Source organism: Halolamina sediminis (assembly GCF_001282785.1).
GTDB lineage: Archaea > Halobacteriota > Halobacteria > Halobacteriales > Haloferacaceae > Halolamina > Halolamina sediminis.
Window position 1 is genome coordinate 944968 of sequence record NZ_CVUA01000001.1, and the last position, 14679, is coordinate 959646.

General features: G+C 67.5%; 17 protein-coding genes and 1 tRNA gene. 10 read left to right on the forward strand and 8 right to left on the reverse strand.

From position 1 onward, the window contains the following. The first annotated feature begins 148 nt into the window (after window positions 1-148). Window positions 149-1363 (forward strand): proteasome-activating nucleotidase Pan1, encoded by a 1215-nt coding sequence (gene pan1 / locus BN1959_RS04805; protein WP_053947569.1) that lies wholly within the window; start codon window positions 149-151, stop codon window positions 1361-1363. 101 nt (window positions 1364-1464) lie between these two features. After that, window positions 1465-1770 (forward strand): MazG-like family protein, encoded by a 306-nt coding sequence (locus BN1959_RS04810; RefSeq protein ID WP_202594703.1) that lies wholly within the window; start codon window positions 1465-1467, stop codon window positions 1768-1770. Here BN1959_RS04810 and BN1959_RS15350 read toward each other — a convergent pair. From BN1959_RS15350 to BN1959_RS04835, 6 genes are read right to left on the reverse strand one after another with little or no spacing between them, the layout of a single operon-like run. Further along, a complete protein-coding gene (locus BN1959_RS15350) occupies window positions 1767-1889 on the reverse strand; it encodes a hypothetical protein (RefSeq protein WP_272913563.1) in 123 nt (40 codons plus the stop codon). The genes BN1959_RS04810 and BN1959_RS15350 overlap by 4 nt on opposite strands. A 44-nt stretch (window positions 1890-1933) precedes the next feature. Beyond that, window positions 1934-2866, reverse strand: a complete 933-nt coding sequence (locus tag BN1959_RS04815) for a PAC2 family protein (RefSeq protein WP_053947571.1) — start codon at window positions 2864-2866, stop codon at window positions 1934-1936. Window positions 2867-2909: 43 nt separating this feature from the next. Continuing rightward, complete coding sequence (locus BN1959_RS04820) at window positions 2910-3101, reverse strand: RNA-protein complex protein Nop10 (RefSeq protein ID WP_053947572.1); 192 nt, start codon at window positions 3099-3101, stop codon at window positions 2910-2912. Further along, on the reverse strand, window positions 3098-3892 hold the full coding sequence (locus BN1959_RS04825) for a translation initiation factor IF-2 subunit alpha (protein WP_053947573.1): 795 nt from the start codon (window positions 3890-3892) through the stop codon (window positions 3098-3100). The genes BN1959_RS04820 and BN1959_RS04825 overlap by 4 nt, the downstream gene beginning before the upstream one ends. Before the next feature lie 6 nt (window positions 3893-3898). Further along, window positions 3899-4072 (reverse strand): 30S ribosomal protein S27e, encoded by a 174-nt coding sequence (locus tag BN1959_RS04830; protein ID WP_053947574.1) that lies wholly within the window; start codon window positions 4070-4072, stop codon window positions 3899-3901. Beyond that, window positions 4069-4350 carry a 50S ribosomal protein L44e gene (locus BN1959_RS04835; RefSeq protein WP_049980957.1) on the reverse strand — a complete coding sequence of 94 codons (282 nt, stop codon included), beginning with the start codon at window positions 4348-4350 and terminating at the stop codon, window positions 4069-4071. The genes BN1959_RS04830 and BN1959_RS04835 overlap by 4 nt, the downstream gene beginning before the upstream one ends. Before the next feature lie 108 nt (window positions 4351-4458). Here BN1959_RS04835 and BN1959_RS04840 point away from each other — a divergent pair, with 108 nt between their 5' ends. Then, complete coding sequence (locus BN1959_RS04840; protein WP_053947575.1) at window positions 4459-4725, forward strand: HAH_0734 family protein; 267 nt, start codon at window positions 4459-4461, stop codon at window positions 4723-4725. A 24-nt stretch (window positions 4726-4749) separates the two neighbouring features. On the opposite strand, the gene BN1959_RS04845 is transcribed toward BN1959_RS04840, so the two are convergent. Beyond that, on the reverse strand, window positions 4750-7092 hold the full coding sequence (locus BN1959_RS04845) for a DUF2298 domain-containing protein (RefSeq protein WP_079978604.1): 2343 nt from the start codon (window positions 7090-7092) through the stop codon (window positions 4750-4752). A gap of 227 nt (window positions 7093-7319) precedes the next feature. Here BN1959_RS04845 and BN1959_RS04850 point away from each other — a divergent pair, with 227 nt between their 5' ends. Genes BN1959_RS04850 through sufD form a run of 3 tightly spaced genes read left to right on the forward strand, consistent with a single transcriptional unit; the run spans window position 7320 to window position 10879 of the window. After that, on the forward strand, window positions 7320-8231 hold the full coding sequence (locus tag BN1959_RS04850) for an ABC transporter ATP-binding protein (RefSeq protein ID WP_053947576.1): 912 nt from the start codon (window positions 7320-7322) through the stop codon (window positions 8229-8231). Window positions 8232-8234: 3 nt separating this feature from the next. After that, complete coding sequence (gene sufB / locus BN1959_RS04855) at window positions 8235-9665, forward strand: Fe-S cluster assembly protein SufB (RefSeq protein WP_053947577.1); 1431 nt, start codon at window positions 8235-8237, stop codon at window positions 9663-9665. Then, the gene (gene sufD / locus BN1959_RS04860) at window positions 9665-10879 is read left to right on the forward strand and encodes a Fe-S cluster assembly protein SufD (protein WP_053947578.1); all 1215 of its coding nucleotides are present in this window, start codon (window positions 9665-9667) and stop codon (window positions 10877-10879) included. The genes sufB and sufD overlap by 1 nt, the downstream gene beginning before the upstream one ends. 89 nt (window positions 10880-10968) lie before the next feature. Here the strand turns inward: sufD and BN1959_RS04865 are convergent, their stop codons facing one another. Beyond that, window positions 10969-12180, reverse strand: a complete 1212-nt coding sequence (locus BN1959_RS04865) for an MFS transporter (RefSeq protein ID WP_237560302.1) — start codon at window positions 12178-12180, stop codon at window positions 10969-10971. Window positions 12181-12325: 145 nt separating this feature from the next. Between BN1959_RS04865 and BN1959_RS04870 the strand changes: the two genes are divergently transcribed. The 4 genes from BN1959_RS04870 to BN1959_RS04885 all read left to right on the forward strand — a co-directional run bounded on the left by BN1959_RS04870 (window position 12326) and on the right by BN1959_RS04885 (window position 14623). Continuing rightward, window positions 12326-12823 carry a ferritin family protein gene (locus tag BN1959_RS04870; RefSeq protein ID WP_053949318.1) on the forward strand — a complete coding sequence of 166 codons (498 nt, stop codon included), beginning with the start codon at window positions 12326-12328 and terminating at the stop codon, window positions 12821-12823. Then, window positions 12820-13254 (forward strand): metal-dependent transcriptional regulator, encoded by a 435-nt coding sequence (locus tag BN1959_RS04875; protein WP_053947579.1) that lies wholly within the window; start codon window positions 12820-12822, stop codon window positions 13252-13254. Before BN1959_RS04870 ends, BN1959_RS04875 begins: the two co-directional genes overlap by 4 nt. 46 nt (window positions 13255-13300) lie before the next feature. Next, a tRNA-Gln gene (locus BN1959_RS04880) sits at window positions 13301-13403 on the forward strand. A 230-nt stretch (window positions 13404-13633) separates the two neighbouring features. Further along, on the forward strand, window positions 13634-14623 hold the full coding sequence (locus BN1959_RS04885) for a ring-cleaving dioxygenase (RefSeq protein WP_053947580.1): 990 nt from the start codon (window positions 13634-13636) through the stop codon (window positions 14621-14623). Window positions 14624-14679: the final 56 nt, after the last annotated feature.

Below are 14679 nucleotides of genomic sequence, written 5' to 3' on the forward strand. Positions count from 1 at the left end.
TGTGGGTGGCCGCGTCATCGCACTTGAGGGTCGGGGTGTTCGAGGCTCGGGGGATCGGATGACAGCGGCGCTGTGTCGCTGGTTCCGTCGGCGGCGCGTTCCGACGCGACCCGAAGCCTCATAAGAGTCAGCCGCCTACGATCCGCCAATGAGCGATACGGTTGACGACGTCGAACTCCCCTACGAGGAGACGGCGTCGCAACAGGAGAAGATCGAGTCCCTACGTGACCGCCTCGAGGATCTGGAGGACCAGAACGAGCAGATGCGGGACAGCCTGCTGGACGCCAACGCCGAGAACAACAAGTACCAGCAGAAACTCGAACGGCTCTCCCACGAGAACGAGAAGCTCAAGCAGTCACCGCTGTTCGTCGCGACGGTCCAGGAGGTCAACGACGACGGCGTCGTGATCAAGCAGCACGGCAACAACCAGGAGGCCCTGACCGAGATCACCGACGAGATGCGCGAGGACATCGAACCCGATGACCGCGTCGCGGTCAACAACTCGCTGTCGGTCGTCCAGAAGCTCACCCGCGAGACGGACGTGCGGGCCCGCGTGATGCAGATCGACCACTCGCCGGACGTGACCTACGGCGACATCGGCGGCCTCGAAGACCAGATGCGCGAGGTCCGCGAGACGGTCGAACTCCCCCTCCAGCAGCCCGGAACGTTCGACAAGGTCGGCATCCAGCCGCCCAGCGGCATCCTGCTCCACGGCCCGCCGGGCACGGGGAAGACGATGCTCGCGAAGGCGGTCGCGAACGAGACCGACGCGAGCTTCATCAAGATGGCCGGCTCCGAGCTGGTCCACAAGTTCATCGGCGAGGGCGCAAAGCTCGTCCGCGACCTGTTCGAGGTCGCTCGCGAGAACGAGCCCGCGGTGATCTTCATCGACGAGATCGACGCCATCGCCTCCAAGCGGACGGACTCGAAGACATCCGGCGACGCCGAGGTCCAGCGCACGATGATGCAGCTGCTCTCGGAGATGGACGGGTTCGACGAGCGCGGTGACATCCGCATCATCGCCGCGACCAACCGCTTCGACATGCTCGACGAGGCGATCCTGCGGCCCGGCCGCTTCGACCGCCTGATCGAGGTGCCCAAGCCCGACCCCGAGGGTCGCGAGCTCATCTTCCAGATCCACACCCGCGACATGAACGTCTCCGACGACGTGAACTTCGCCGAACTCGCGGAGCTGGCCGACGACGCCTCCGGCGCCGACGTGAAGGCGATCTGTACGGAGGCCGGGATGTTCGCGATCCGCGACGACCGCACCGAGATCGAGAAGCGCGACTTCGTCGAGGCCTGGGAGAAGCTCCAGGGTAGCGAGACGATGGAGACCGGCGACTCCCCCGCGTTCGCCTGATCGAGCCGGCCGCTTCTCGCGCTGACCATCTGTTTTCGATCCGAACCGTCCGCTTTTTCCGGTCCGCTGCCGCTCGCGTCGCTATGGTCGACGACCCCTCCATGCCCGAACAGCGCGAGGTCGCTCAGTTCCTCGAGGAGAACGGGATGACCGCGCCGCCGGCGTATCGCCTGCTCGATCTCGCCGCCGAAGTGGGCGAGGTCGCGGCCGACGCTGCGAAGTCGAGCGAGTACGGCGACGAGCCCGACTCGCTTTCGGTCCCCGAGGACGAACTCGGCGACGCGCTGTTCGCACTGTTAGCGCTCGCCGAGGAGCTGGAAACTGATGCCGGCGAGGCGCTGGCAACGTCGCTCTCGAAGTACGAGGCGCGCATCGACGCCAACGGCGACGCCGGCTCGGGCGCTTAGAGCAGGAAGAACACGGCGGTCGGCACCCCGAACAGCAGCACCGTCATACCGACCAGAATCAGCCCGTAGCCGCCGAGGGCGCCCGCAAGTGCGCGCCAGGAGGGGTGCTCGAAGTCCATACTCGATCCCGGGCGCGGCGGAACTTAGTTCCCCCGACCCGCGTTCAGCCGATGTAGCGCAGCTCCTCGTCGCCGCCCATCCCGCCACTGCCGCCCTCCTGCATCTGCTGGATCTTGCTGACGACCTCCTCCATCTCCTCGGCGCGCTTCTCCAGCGCGGCGAAGTTCACGCGGAAGTCGAGCTGCTGCTCCAGCGTCTCAAGCACCGTCTGTGCGCTTTTGGGGTCGACGAGGTAGCCGCTAGTTTCGCCCATCAGGCAGGCCACGTCGAGGCCGCGCCGGCCGCCGAGGCCGAGCAGTAGCCCCGAGACGCCGACGATGCCGCCGGCGGGTTCGTCGCCGCGGAACTCCACGCCCGCCTCGGAAAGGGAGTCGGTGAGTTCGCCGTCGCTGACGGCGCCGAGGACGTTGTGCTCCTCGATGAGCTCGCCCGTCGGGACGCCGCCCAGCGCGTACGCCTCCTCGACGCCGAACCCCTCGGCCACGTCGAGGAACGCCTCCGTGAGCTGGTAGTGGCCCTTGTTGCTCCCGGCCTGGTGGTTCCCCGTGAGGACGAGCAGGTCGCGGTCGGTCGGGACGGTGCCGGGGTCGTCTTCTTCGGCGTCTTCGCTCTCCCCATCGTCGTCCTCGTCGACTTCACCGCCGTCGGCGAGCGCGTCGCCCTCGGGGTTCTCGTCGTCGGCCTCGTCCCCGTCGTCCTCGCTCTCCTGCTCCTCCTCCACGTCGGTCGGAGTCGGCGAAGAGAGATCGACCGCGTGGAAGGAGGCGTGGGTCAGCGAGGCGACGCCGTCGTCGTCGACGTCGACCTGCGGCGGGAACTCGTCGGCGTACACCCGCCGGACGAGCGTGCTCTCGAACTCCTCGAGCAGGTGCTCGGCGGCGAGCTTCCCGACGTGGCCGACGCCGGGCAGCCCCTCGACGAGCACGGGGTCGCGGAGCTCCGGGTCTGCGACCGTCTCGATATCGATGGGATCCATACCCGCGAATGGTCTCTCGCCGGGTAAAGGTACGTCGAAACCCTCAGTTCGTGTCGGGGCCGGCGTCGCGCGCCCGCCGGCGGTACTCGCCGTAGGGGTCCGCAGGGTCGAACGGCGCCGGGGCGGAGTTGATCGCCTCGGCGCCACACTCCGGACACTCTGCAGAAAGCGTGTAGACGGGCCGATCGTGAGTGGACGCCCACGCCGAGCAGACGCGGATGTCCGACTTCGTCATTCTTCGGGTTCGTTGCGCTCGCGGTGGTACTCGGCGGTACCGCCGCGCTCCTCGATCGCCGTCTCGGCGCGCGCCGCCGCGGCTTCGAGCTCCGCTTCGGCTGTCTTGTAGTCGGGCGCCTGCACCTCGATGCGGTACTCCGGCGCGCCGACGTAGGACACTTCGAGTTCGACCTCTTCGGGGACTTCGTGGTCCCCATCACCCTCGGCGGCCCGCAGCGCGGCCTTCACGTCGTCGACGCCCCCGGGGCCGGGCGAGCGGATGTCGACGTAGCCGGTGACGTTGACGTACGGCACCGAGACGTTCTCCCGGGCGGTCTGGACGACCGCCTGTGCGGCCTCGTCGTCGAGCCCAACGTCGTCGAGCGCCTCCATCCCGTGGACGGCGGCCTCCTCGAACGCCGTGTACAGCGAGTCGTACTCGGCGGTCAGCGCCTCGACCACGTCGTCGCGGTCGTGGTCCTCGCCGAAGGCGAGCTCCATCCACTTGTCGGCCTTCTGTTGGTTCTTCCACTCTTGGATCGTCTGCTTGCGCTGGTGCTCGTTGACGTCCTTGAGCGAGAGGTCGACCTGTTGGGCCGACTCGTCGACTTCGAGCACCTTCGCGACGACCGTCCGGCCGACGCTGACGTGGTCGCGGACGTTCTTGATCCAGCCGGAGGCGACCTCCGAGACGTGGACCAGTCCGCGGTGCTCGTACCCCTCCATGTCGACGAACACGCCGAAGTCGGCGATCTCGTCGACGGTGCCGACGACGAGCTCACCCGGCTCGGGCCACTCGTTCCCCGCCATCAGGTGCTATCGCGCCTCGACGGTGTCGGCGACGTCGCCGTTGATCTCCGCCTTCCCGCCGGTGGGCGTCGCCAGCGTGGTGCCACAGACGGCACAGTTGACAGTCGTGGCGGCCTTCTGGAACAGCACCTGCTCGTTCTCACAGTCCGGACAGACGACGGTGAGGAAACTCCCCGTCATTCCTGGAACTCCAGGCGGCCGGTCCGCCACCCTTCTCGCATGTGCGCCTTGTTGCAGTCCGAGCAGATGTACTTCAGGTGGGTCTTCTTGGTCGGCTTGTTGCCGGCCGGCACCTTCGAGAACTTCCCGGAGTTCCCGATGACCTTCTTGCCGCGCTTCTGCTGGCGGGCGGCCCACTTCATCCCGGTCTGACGGCCGGATCGAACCTTCTCGACCTCGTGTTCGTGGTGGGCGTCACAGTGCGGACAGTACGTGTTCATGCGGCGTGGCATCTCCATGGATATTCGCCTCTTGGCGGCGAGTTCGGGAGGCGCGGTTAAAACCCGTTTGGTCTCGATCGACGGGGGAGCGAAGCGGTTAAGGAGCGAGTGGCCGAACTCCCGCGCATGAAGCAGCTCATCGTCCACGGCGACGCCGGGTTCCGACGCGACGACGTCATCGAGGTCGACGGGGAGGAGCTGATCTGTTTCGGCATGAACAAGCAGGGCGACTGGCACGGGCCGGACGAGCCCCAGCTGTGGTGTACGGTCGGCACGGAGGACGAACGCGAGGAGTACGACAAGCGACAGTACGTCCCCAACTGGCTCGAAACCGAGAGCGTCGACGCCGAGGACGTCGAGATCGTGAGCGAGAAGAACCCGCTGAACGTATAGACCGCTTCTTTTTCGCTCGCCGCATCACGTCGGAAGCTCCGCCGCCGTCACCTCGTACACCACCACGTCGCCGTGGGTGAACACGGGCTCGTACCCCGCGCGGTCCGAGAAGTTCACCAGCTCGTCGCCGTAGCGGTTCCGTTCGGCGCTCCCCACCCAGACGTAGTTCACGTCGTGCTCACGGATCACCGACGCGGCGTCGGCGGGCGATCCGGTGTAGAGTGCGTCGACGGCGCCGACGCGGGCGTCGTACGCCTCGCTCCCGCGGTAGCCGACCTCGTGGGCCCAGCCGACGACCGTGGGCACGCCGGTCAGGCTGGACGCGATCGCGGAGTTCCAGTTGTACATCCCGGGTGTGCCGCCCTGTGCCGGCGCCGAGACGATCACCGTCTCCCCGTCGGCGTTCCAGTCGAGCCAGTCGACCGCCGCGAGCTCGCCCTCCTCGTACCACGACGGCATCTCGGTCGCGTCGAGCGTCGGATCGCTCGCGTCAGCGAAGTGCCCCGAGAGTGCGAACCCGCCGTACAGCGAGGTCGACACCACGAGCAATGCGACGAACGCGGGAACCACGACGCCCCGTCCCACCCCGGGACGCTCCGCGCGCTGGACCGCTCGTTTCGCGCCGGCCAGGAGCCCGGCGACTGCGGTACCCGCGCCGACGCTCCATAGCACCCAGACCTGCATGTACGTCTTGAACACGGTGTTCATCCGGAGCGGGCCGGCCTGCTCGCTGACGTAGACGAACTCCACGATCGTCACCAGCCCCGCGCCGGCGACGATCAGCACCGTCTCGTAGCCCGCGTCGCGGAACCGCAGCACCGCCCAGCCGACGACCAGCAGCGGGAGCGTGAACGCCAGCACGTCGAGCGGGAGCGTGACGGCGACGGCGCCGACGCCGAGCACGGCGGTCAGCAGCGGCAGTCGCTCGTCGCCACGCAGTCGCGAGAACAGGAACAGTCCGAACACGCACAGGAACGCGCCGTGGACGGCGAACAGTTCGAGGACGCCGCTGCGGGCTGCCGCGGGGAGAAGCGCGATCGTCCGCTCGCTCCCGCCGGTCATCGTCCGCGTGAGGAACGGAAGCCCAAGCACGCCCGCGACCGCGACGAGGCCGCCAACGACGCCGAGGGGGACGAGCAGCCGTTCGAGTTCGGCGAGCGCGCGGTCCGCGCCGTCGCCGCCGATTAAGTCGGCCACTTGCTGTCGTCCCGCGCGAACGCGCTCGGCCACATCGTTGGGGAGGAGCCCGGTCGGGTCGGCCGGGGCGAGTGCGAGCGCGAGGTAGGTGACGCCGAACACCGAGGGGAAGCTCCAGGTGCTCGTAACGATCTGGAAGAAGCCGAGCAGGGGGACGACTGCGAGCAGGCCGAGCCGTCGACGACGCTCTTCGGCCGGCGTCAGGTAGAGCGCGAACCCCAGCGCCGCCGCGAGCAGGAGGAACGGGGTGCCCATCATGTGGGCGTGCATGTCGCCGTTGAGCCACGCGAACAGCGGGAACTCGTTGATCGTCGGGAACGTGTTGCCGCCGACGGTGTCGGTGATCACGCGGCTGGCGTTCCAGTAGCTGAACCCCTCACCCGACAGCGGGAGCGCCTCGATCCCCGGCGCGAGCGATTCCCGCAGCCCGGGGGGAAGGAAGCCAAGCAGAATCCGGCCGATCGTCGCGAAGTTGCTCGCGAACCCCACGAAGAAGGCGGCGACGGCGCCGCCGGTTCGTGCGTCGAACTCCCGTTCGGCCGCGACGTTCGCGGCGAGGTCGTACGCCGCGGTCACGAGCATCGCGTAGAACCCCGCGAGCGCGAGGTTGTACGCGAGTTCGGGCGCGCTGCCCGTCAGGACCGTCAGGATCGCGGCGACCAGGTGACCGCCGTAGTAGTACTGCACCGGCTCGCCCGCGAACCAGAAGTCCTCCGGCGGCAGCGTCCCCGAACGGAGCAGCGTGCGGAGCATCCCGTAGTCGAGGTACTTCTCGCCGCCGGCGGCGTGGACCGCGGGGTCGACGCTGCGGACCGCGATCAGGAACAGGAACGCCGCGAGGAAGACGACCGCGGTCTCGGCGGCGGCGCGGCGATCGATTCCGATTTCCTCGCCGAGGCGGAGCTCCCTGTCCCGAAGTGCCTCGCGGTCGAGACTGAGGGCGGCCGCGACGCCGACCAGCACCGCCAGCCCCGCAGCAACCGTGAGCGGGCCGAAGGAGAGCTTCCCGAGCCAGTACACCGGGAGCCAGACCGTCACCAGCGCGATCGGGAGCGCGAACCCGGCTCCGCTGCTCCGGAACCGAGAAAACAGCCGGGCCGCGGCCGGGTAGCCGAGCACGGCCAACCCCGCGAAGACGGCCAGCCACACGAGCACGGCGAGATACTGCATTGCCGGAAGCCGCGGTCCCGACCCGGAAACCCCTTTCGGGTGGCGGCGACCCCCTCCCGAGACGCGTATCATTGGCGTCACCGGACGTACCCTTGGGATCGCGAGCGACGGCCCGTCCGGCGATGTTTCTCTTTTTGGGAACTATTGTTTTCATATTCCGAAATACTCGGGGGGTGATGCGTAACGTTCATGGGTGGACACACCGATGTATACGCACGAGGCTACGAATGGCTACACTCGAAATCAACAACCTACACGCCGAAGTCGCCGAGAACGGTGAGCGAATCCTCCGCGGGGTCGACCTCGAGGTCGAGTCCGGGGAGATCCACGCACTGATGGGCCCGAACGGGTCCGGCAAGTCCACGACCGCCAAGGTCATCGCGGGCCACCCGGCCTACGAAGTGACCGAGGGTGAGATCAACCTCCACCTCGACGCGGAGGACGTCGAGGACGTCGACGCCGACGAGGAGGACATGTCGTGGGACCTGCTCGACCTCGAACCCAACGAGCGGGCCGCGCTCGGGATCTTCCTCGCGTTCCAGTACCCCGCCGAGATCGAGGGGGTCACGATGACGAACTTCCTCCGACAGGCGCTCAACGCCAAGCTCGAAGAGCGCGAGGAGCTTTTCGAGGACGAGGAGGAAGAGGAGGCGGAGGCCGCCGACGAGGACGAGGGGTACGAGACCTCGCCGATGGAGGGCCCCGCCGACGAGGGCGAGATCGGCGTCGCCGAGTTCCAGCAGATCCTGAGCGAGAAGATGGAGCTGCTGGACATGGACGAGTCGTTCGCACAGCGCTACCTCAACGCCGGCTTCTCCGGCGGCGAGAAGAAGCAGAACGAGGTGCTGCAGGCGGCGATCCTCGAACCGTCGATCGCGGTGCTCGACGAGATCGACTCCGGGCTCGACATCGACCGGCTCAGCGACGTGGCACAGGGCATCGAACGACTGCGTGACGAACAGGGCACCGGCGTCCTGCAGATCACCCACTACCAGCGCATCCTCGACTACGTGGAGCCCGACCGGGTTCACGTGATGCTCGACGGCGAAGTCGTCATGGAGGGCGACGCCGAGCTCGCCGAGGATCTCGAGGAGGAGGGGTACGACTGGGTGCGCGAGCAGGTCTACGAGACGGCTTAAATCATGAGTTCAGACCAGGACCACCTACAACAGACCGACACCGAGGAGCGCTTCGACTTCAAGAAGGACTCCAAGGCCGCCTACGCGGCGGAGAAAGGGCTGACCGAGGAGACGATCCACGCGATCTCCGACGACAAGGACGAGCCCGACTGGATGCGCGAGCGCCGGCTGCGCGCGCTCAAGCAGTTCCAGGCGATGCCGATGCCGACCGACTGGCCGGGCCAGCCCGACCTTTCGGAGATGGACATCAACGAGATCGTCCCGTACATCCGCCCGGACATCGAGACCCGGGGCGGCGTCGACGACTGGACCGACCTCCCCGACGAGATCAAGGACACGTTCGACAAGCTGGGCATCCCCGAGGCCGAGAAGAACGCGCTCTCGGGCGTCGGCGCCCAGTACGAGTCGGAGGTCGTCTACCAGAACATGCTCGAGCGCTGGGAGGACAAGGGCGTCATCTTCTGCAACATGGACGAGGCCGTGCGCGAGCACGAGGAGCTCGTCAAGGAGCACTTCATGACGGACTGTGTCCCCCCGAGCGACAACAAGTTCGCGGCGCTGCACGGCGCCATCTGGTCGGGCGGCTCGTTCGTCTACGTCCCCGAGGACGTGACCGTCGACATGCCCGTCCAAGCGTACTTCCGGATGAACTCCGAAGGGATGGGCCAGTTCGAGCACACGCTCATCATCGCCGAGGAGAACTCGGAAGTCCACTACATCGAGGGCTGTTCCGCCCCGAAGTACTCCGCGTTCAACCTTCACTCCGGCGGCGTCGAGGTGTACGTCGGCGAGAACGCCCACGTCCAGTACTCGACCGTCCAGAACTGGTCGAAGAACACGTACAACCTCAACACCAAGCGCGCCCTCGTCGAACAGGACGGGCGCATGGAGTGGATCTCGGGCTCGATGGGCTCGAAGGCCACGATGCTCTACCCGTCGACGGTCCTCAAGGGCCGCGGCGCCAGCGACAACCACATCACCATCGCCTTCGCGGGCGAGGGCCAGGACATCGACACCGGCGCGAAGGTGTACCACAACGCGCCGGAGACGAAGTCCACCATCGAGTCGAAGTCCATCAGCAAGGACGGCGGCCGCACGAACTACCGCGGCCTCGTCCACATCGCCGACGGTGCCGAGAACTCCTCGACCGCCGTCGAGTGTGACGCGCTGATGTTCGACAACGAGTCGACCTCCGACACGATGCCGTACATGGAGATCAACGAGTCGAAGGTCGACGTGGCCCACGAGGCGACGGTGGGGAAGATCGGCGACGAGGACATCTTCTACCTCCAGACCCGTGGGCTCGACGACGACGACGCCAAGCAGATGATCGTCAGCGGCTTCATCGAGCCGATCACGGAGGAGCTCCCCATCGAGTACGCCGTGGAGCTGAACCGACTGGTCGAACTCGAGATGGAGGGGAGCCTCGGATAATGAGCGCGACGCTCAAACAGGGTCTCACCGCGGACACCGTCCGCGAACTCTCCGAGGCCCGCGACGAACCCGAGTGGCTGCTCGAACGCCGCCTCGACGCGCTCGACGCGCTCGACGACCTCGACCTGCCGGACGTGATCCAGACGCCCGGCCGTCGGTGGACGAACCTCACCGACCTCCAGTTCGACAGTCTGGTCGATCCGCTGAACCAGGCCGACGAGACCGAGCGTGTCACCGCCGAGGGCGTCGAAGTGCTCGACTTCGAGACCGCCCTCGACGAGCACGAGGACCTCATCCGCGAGGAGTTCGGCGCGACGCTCGACCCCCAGAGCAACTACCTCACCGCGCTGTCGGCCGCCCTGTTCACGACGGGTACGCTGATCTACGTCCCCGAGGGCGTCGACGCCGAGGACGTGAAGATCCGAACCGAGATGCGCTCGGACTCCCTGTTCAGCCACACGCTCGTGGTGACCGAGGAGAGCGCGTCCGTGACCATCCTCGAAGCCATCGGTGACGAGGGGCCGACGGCCGACGACGAGGGTCGCTACTTCAGCAACCTCGTCGAGATCGCCGCGGGCCCGAACTCGAACGTCCAGTTCGGCTCGCTGCAGAACCTCTCGGAGGACGCCTACTGCTATACGCTCAAACACGGAATCGCCGGCGACGACGCCACGGTCAACTGGATCGAGGGCAACTTCGGCACCCAGATCACGCGATCCGACGTCGAGACGGAACTCAACGGCGAAGGCAGCGAGTCCCAGATCGTGGGCTCGTTCTTCGGCCACGAGGACCAGCACTTCGACGTCAACGCGCGTGTCTGGCACAACGCCGAGCACACCACCGCCGACCTCGTGACGCGGGGCGTGCTCGACGACACGGCGCGCTCGGTGTACGAGGGCGTGCAGGACGTCGGCCGCGACGCCTGGGACACCTCCTCCTACCAGCGTGAGAACACCCTGATGCTCTCAGACGACAGCGAGGCCGACGCCTCGCCGAAGCTGATCATTAAGAACCACGACACCGAAGCGAGCCACTCCGCGACGGTCGGACAGGTCGACCAGCAGGACATGTTCTACATGACCTCCCGCGGGATCAGCCCGGAGCAGGCCCGGAACATGCTCGTCGAGGGCTTCTTCGTGCCCGTCCTCGAGGAGATCGCCGTCGAGGAGTTCCGCGACGACGTGCAGGAGCTTGTCCAGGAACGCCTCGCGTAAGCGGTTCTCGCTGTCTTCTCTTTCTATTTTCCGGCCCGCTTAGCGACGCTCGGACGATTACGTGGTCGTGTACGTGCCGTCCTGGCCGGCTAACTGAACATCTTCTCCCGGCTGATCTGCAGTTTGAGAAACGCCGGGATCGCGACCAGCGCGAGCAGGATCTCCGCGCCGCCGGCGAACGCGAACGCGGCGGGGTAGCCGACGTCATCGGCGATCAGCCCGCCGCCGACGACGCCCGCGAGGAAGCCGAGGCTCCCGGCGATGTTGAACCCCCCGAGCGCGACGCCACGCTCGCCCGTGGGCGCGAGGTCGACGACCAGCGCCATCGTCGCCGGCGCCATCAGCGCGCCGAGCACGCCGACCGCGACCATCCCGAACTGGACCGCCAGCAGCGCGTCACTGCGCGCCGGGAACGCCCCCTCCGCGGCGCCGATACCCAGCACGACGATCCCGTAGAACGCCGAGCCGGCGACGATCGGGGCGGTGCGGCCGAAGCGGTCCGAGAGCCGGCCGAAGGGGTACTGGAGCAGGCCGAACGGGGCGAAAAACAGTGCGAGCGTGATCCCGGTCTCGGCGGGCGAGAGCTCGAACGCCGTCCGGAAGTAGACGGTGCCGACCAGCGCGAAAAAGCCAGCCGTCATGCGGTCGGCGAAGCCGAACGCGAACGGCACGACGAGCGACGGCGTGCGACGGAGCGCACCCAGCGCCTCGCGGATCCCCTCGTCGTCGCCCTCGGGTGCGTGGTCGGAGACCACCAGCGTCGCCGCGCCGACGAGTGTCAACAGCCCGGCACCCGCCCAGAGCGGGACGAACGGGCCGATCGAGTAGAGCTGCCCGCCCAACGGCGCGCCGAGCGCGGTCCCGAGGCCGATCGCGATTCCGGCGGCACCCATGTTCCGGCCGTTCCCCTCGCCGAGATCGGCGAGCATCGACATCGCCAGCGAGAACGCGCCGACGGTGGCGGCGCCCTGCAGGAACCGCACGACGAGCACGAGCCACATCGCCGGCTCCGTGGGTCCGAGCAGCCCGAGCACGCCGTATCCCACTGCACCCAGCACCGCGCCGGTGGCGACGAAGGGGATCCGTCGTCCCACGGTGTCGCTCGCGGCCCCCCAGACGCCGGCGGCGAGCGCGAACGCGGCGAACTCCGCGGCGAGGAACCACGTGCCCGCGTCGAGGTAGTTCCCGCTGCCCAGCCCCATCGCGGCGACGAGCCGGTCCACTCCCGGGTACAGCAGCGTCTGGGAGAGCATCACCGCCCAGACGACGAGGGCGAGCGCTGTCCGGTCGCGGGAGGACACGGGGCCCCGTTGGAACTCCGTCGGCTTCGGCGTTCCGGGTTGGGTCGGCGGTCGGGGGACCCGTCGAAAGGCCGGGCTTAAGTCCCTCCCTCACGGAGTCGGAGGCGATGAGGACGGTATCGGTCGCCAACCGGCGGTGGTCGCCGTGAGCGTCGACCAGCAGGTCGACTCCGACCACCAGCTCGCCCGCCTCCTCCAGATCGGCGTGGTGCTGGAGGAAGTCGTCGAAGCGCGCGCGTATCGACACTACCAGAGCCTCGCGGAGGAGGACCGCGACCTCGAAGCCGACGTGGAGGCGCTACTCGAGGACGCTGCCGAGGAGTCCGCCCGCCACCGCGAGCAGCTGGAGGAGCTGGTGGACGCGCTCGACGCCGACTCGATCCCGTTCGAGGACGTCGAGACGCTGGTCGAGGCTCGTTACGGCCGCACCAAGCCCGAGGACTTCGACGGCGTACTGTACGACCAACTCTGCAACGAGGAGACGGCCTACAAGTTCTACGACGACCTGATCGACGCCATCGAGGCCAGCGACGCCGCGTTCACGCTCGACCGCGATCGCGTGCTCTCCGTGCTGACGGCGATCCGCGACGACGAGGCCGAGGGCGTCGAGGAGGTCACCCGGATCATGGAGGCTCGCGAATGAACACGGCCAATCAGTATCTGAAAGCCATCTACCTGGTCCAGCGCATGGACGACGGCCCCGCGGCGACGGGTCGAGTCGCCGACTCGCTCGACGTGAGCCCCGCCAGCGCCAACGAGATGATCGGCAAGCTGGAGGAGCGCGGGCTCGCCGAACACGAGAAGTACAAGGGCGTCACGCTCACTGACGAGGGGATCGCCCGCGCCGAGAGCGCGCTCCAGACGTACTGTATCATCGAGCGCTTCCTCGCGAACGTCCTCGGCGTCGAGGAGTTCCGCGACGAGGCCCAGCAGCTCGAACCCGTCATCGACGAGACGGTCGCCGAGCGACTCGACACGATCATCGACCGCGAGGACCAGTGTCCGGACTGCTTCGACGCCGAGGCCGACGCGTGCTGTTACCTCGCGGGGACGTGCGAGGAGGCGTCGGACTGAGTGGAACGGTAATACTCTTGTACGGCGGGCCGCTTCTTTCCGATACAGTTCCGTGGTGTAGTGGCCAATCATATGGGCCTTTGGACGTGTTCAGTTCGATCTGGCACGAGAGAAAGCCCATGACGGCGGTTCGAATCCGCCCGGAACTATTCTGTCCGAACGAAGTGAGGACGAATAGCTCGTAGCGAATTCGACGCCTAGAGGACGAGCGAGGCGGGACCAGAGGTCCCGCTGGCAGCCGGCGGCGATGCCGCCGGCGACGAAGCGAAGTCCTCGCGGTTCGAATCCGCCCGGAACTGTACACTGCTTCCAGTACCGTCACTTCCCGGTAACACCCACGTCAGCGCGCACTCAAGTCCCTCCAACGCCTACGTGGCGTATGGCTGACCCAACACCGACGCCGGGGATCCACCACGTCACCTGCGTCGCCGGCGACCCACAGCGGAACATGGATTTCTGGGCCGAGACCCTCGGCCTCCGGCTCGTCAAGCGCTCGATCAATCAGGACGACCCGAGCACGTACCACTTCTTCTTCGGCGACGCCGAGGGGACGCCCGGGACGAGCATGACGTTCTTCCCGTGGGAGGATCTCCCACAGGGGAAGGTCGGCTCCGGGCAGGTCTCCCGGGTGGCGTTCCGGGTCCCCGAGGGGAGCCTCGACTACTGGGAGGAGCGCTTCGACGAGCACGGCGTCGACTACGACGAGCGCGTCGAGCGGTTCAGCGAGACCGGCCTGCCGTTCCGCGACCCCGACGGCCTCCCCCTCGAACTGGTCGAGACCGAGATCGGTGACGACGACCCGACGACCGCGTGGACGGAGTTCGTCCCCGCTGACGCCGCGATCCGGGGCTTCCACTCGGTGACGCTGTGGCTCGCCGATCCCGACCCGACAGAGGAACTGCTGGAGACGATGGGGTTCGACCGCGTCGGTACCGAGCAGGCCGAGGGCGACACGCCCGGCGACGAGCGGACTCGCTTCGCCGCCGAGGGGCCCGTGGGCAAGTACGTCGACGTGCTGCCGACGATTCAGGGCGGGCGCAACGGCCACGGCACCGTCCACCACGTCGCGTTCCAGACCCCGACCGACGAGGATCAGGAAGGGATGCGGTCGGCCGTCCGCTCGCGCGGTCTCAATCCAACCGCACAGATCGATCGCCACTGGTTCCGCTCGGTGTACTTCCGTGAACACGCCGGCGTGCTGTTCGAGCTCGCGACCAACGGCCCCGGCTACGACAGCGACGAACCGCTCGACGACCTCGGCGGCCGACTCGTCCTCCCCGGGAAGTTCGAGGGCCGCCGCGAGGAGATCGAGACCGGCCTTCCCGACGTGACGGTCCCCAGCCCCGACCCTGTCGACGCCGACGACTGAGCCGCTCCCTCGCCGACCTCCCCCGAGGACGTTTTCTGCCACTTTCGGCCCGCCAG

Excerpts from the sequence above, each read along its gene's own strand:
- pan1 (WP_053947569.1), top strand. The coding sequence starts at position 149 with ATGAGCGATACGGTTGACGACGTCGAACTCCCCTACGAGGAGACGGCG.
- BN1959_RS04810 (WP_202594703.1), top strand. The coding sequence starts at position 1,465 with ATGCCCGAACAGCGCGAGGTCGCTCAGTTCCTCGAGGAGAACGGGATG.
- BN1959_RS15350 (WP_272913563.1), bottom strand. The coding sequence starts at position 1,889 with ATGGACTTCGAGCACCCCTCCTGGCGCGCACTTGCGGGCGCCCTCGGC.
- BN1959_RS04815 (WP_053947571.1), bottom strand. The coding sequence starts at position 2,866 with ATGGATCCCATCGATATCGAGACGGTCGCAGACCCGGAGCTCCGCGAC.
- BN1959_RS04820 (WP_053947572.1), bottom strand. The coding sequence starts at position 3,101 with ATGACGAAGTCGGACATCCGCGTCTGCTCGGCGTGGGCGTCCACTCAC.
- BN1959_RS04825 (WP_053947573.1), bottom strand. The coding sequence starts at position 3,892 with ATGGCGGGGAACGAGTGGCCCGAGCCGGGTGAGCTCGTCGTCGGCACC.
- BN1959_RS04830 (WP_053947574.1), bottom strand. The coding sequence starts at position 4,072 with ATGACGGGGAGTTTCCTCACCGTCGTCTGTCCGGACTGTGAGAACGAG.
- BN1959_RS04835 (WP_049980957.1), bottom strand. The coding sequence starts at position 4,350 with ATGGAGATGCCACGCCGCATGAACACGTACTGTCCGCACTGTGACGCC.
- BN1959_RS04840 (WP_053947575.1), top strand. The coding sequence starts at position 4,459 with ATGAAGCAGCTCATCGTCCACGGCGACGCCGGGTTCCGACGCGACGAC.
- BN1959_RS04845 (WP_079978604.1), bottom strand. The coding sequence starts at position 7,092 with ATGCAGTATCTCGCCGTGCTCGTGTGGCTGGCCGTCTTCGCGGGGTTG.
- BN1959_RS04850 (WP_053947576.1), top strand. The coding sequence starts at position 7,320 with ATGGCTACACTCGAAATCAACAACCTACACGCCGAAGTCGCCGAGAAC.
- sufB (WP_053947577.1), top strand. The coding sequence starts at position 8,235 with ATGAGTTCAGACCAGGACCACCTACAACAGACCGACACCGAGGAGCGC.
- sufD (WP_053947578.1), top strand. The coding sequence starts at position 9,665 with ATGAGCGCGACGCTCAAACAGGGTCTCACCGCGGACACCGTCCGCGAA.
- BN1959_RS04875 (WP_053947579.1), top strand. The coding sequence starts at position 12,820 with ATGAACACGGCCAATCAGTATCTGAAAGCCATCTACCTGGTCCAGCGC.
- BN1959_RS04885 (WP_053947580.1), top strand. The coding sequence starts at position 13,634 with ATGGCTGACCCAACACCGACGCCGGGGATCCACCACGTCACCTGCGTC.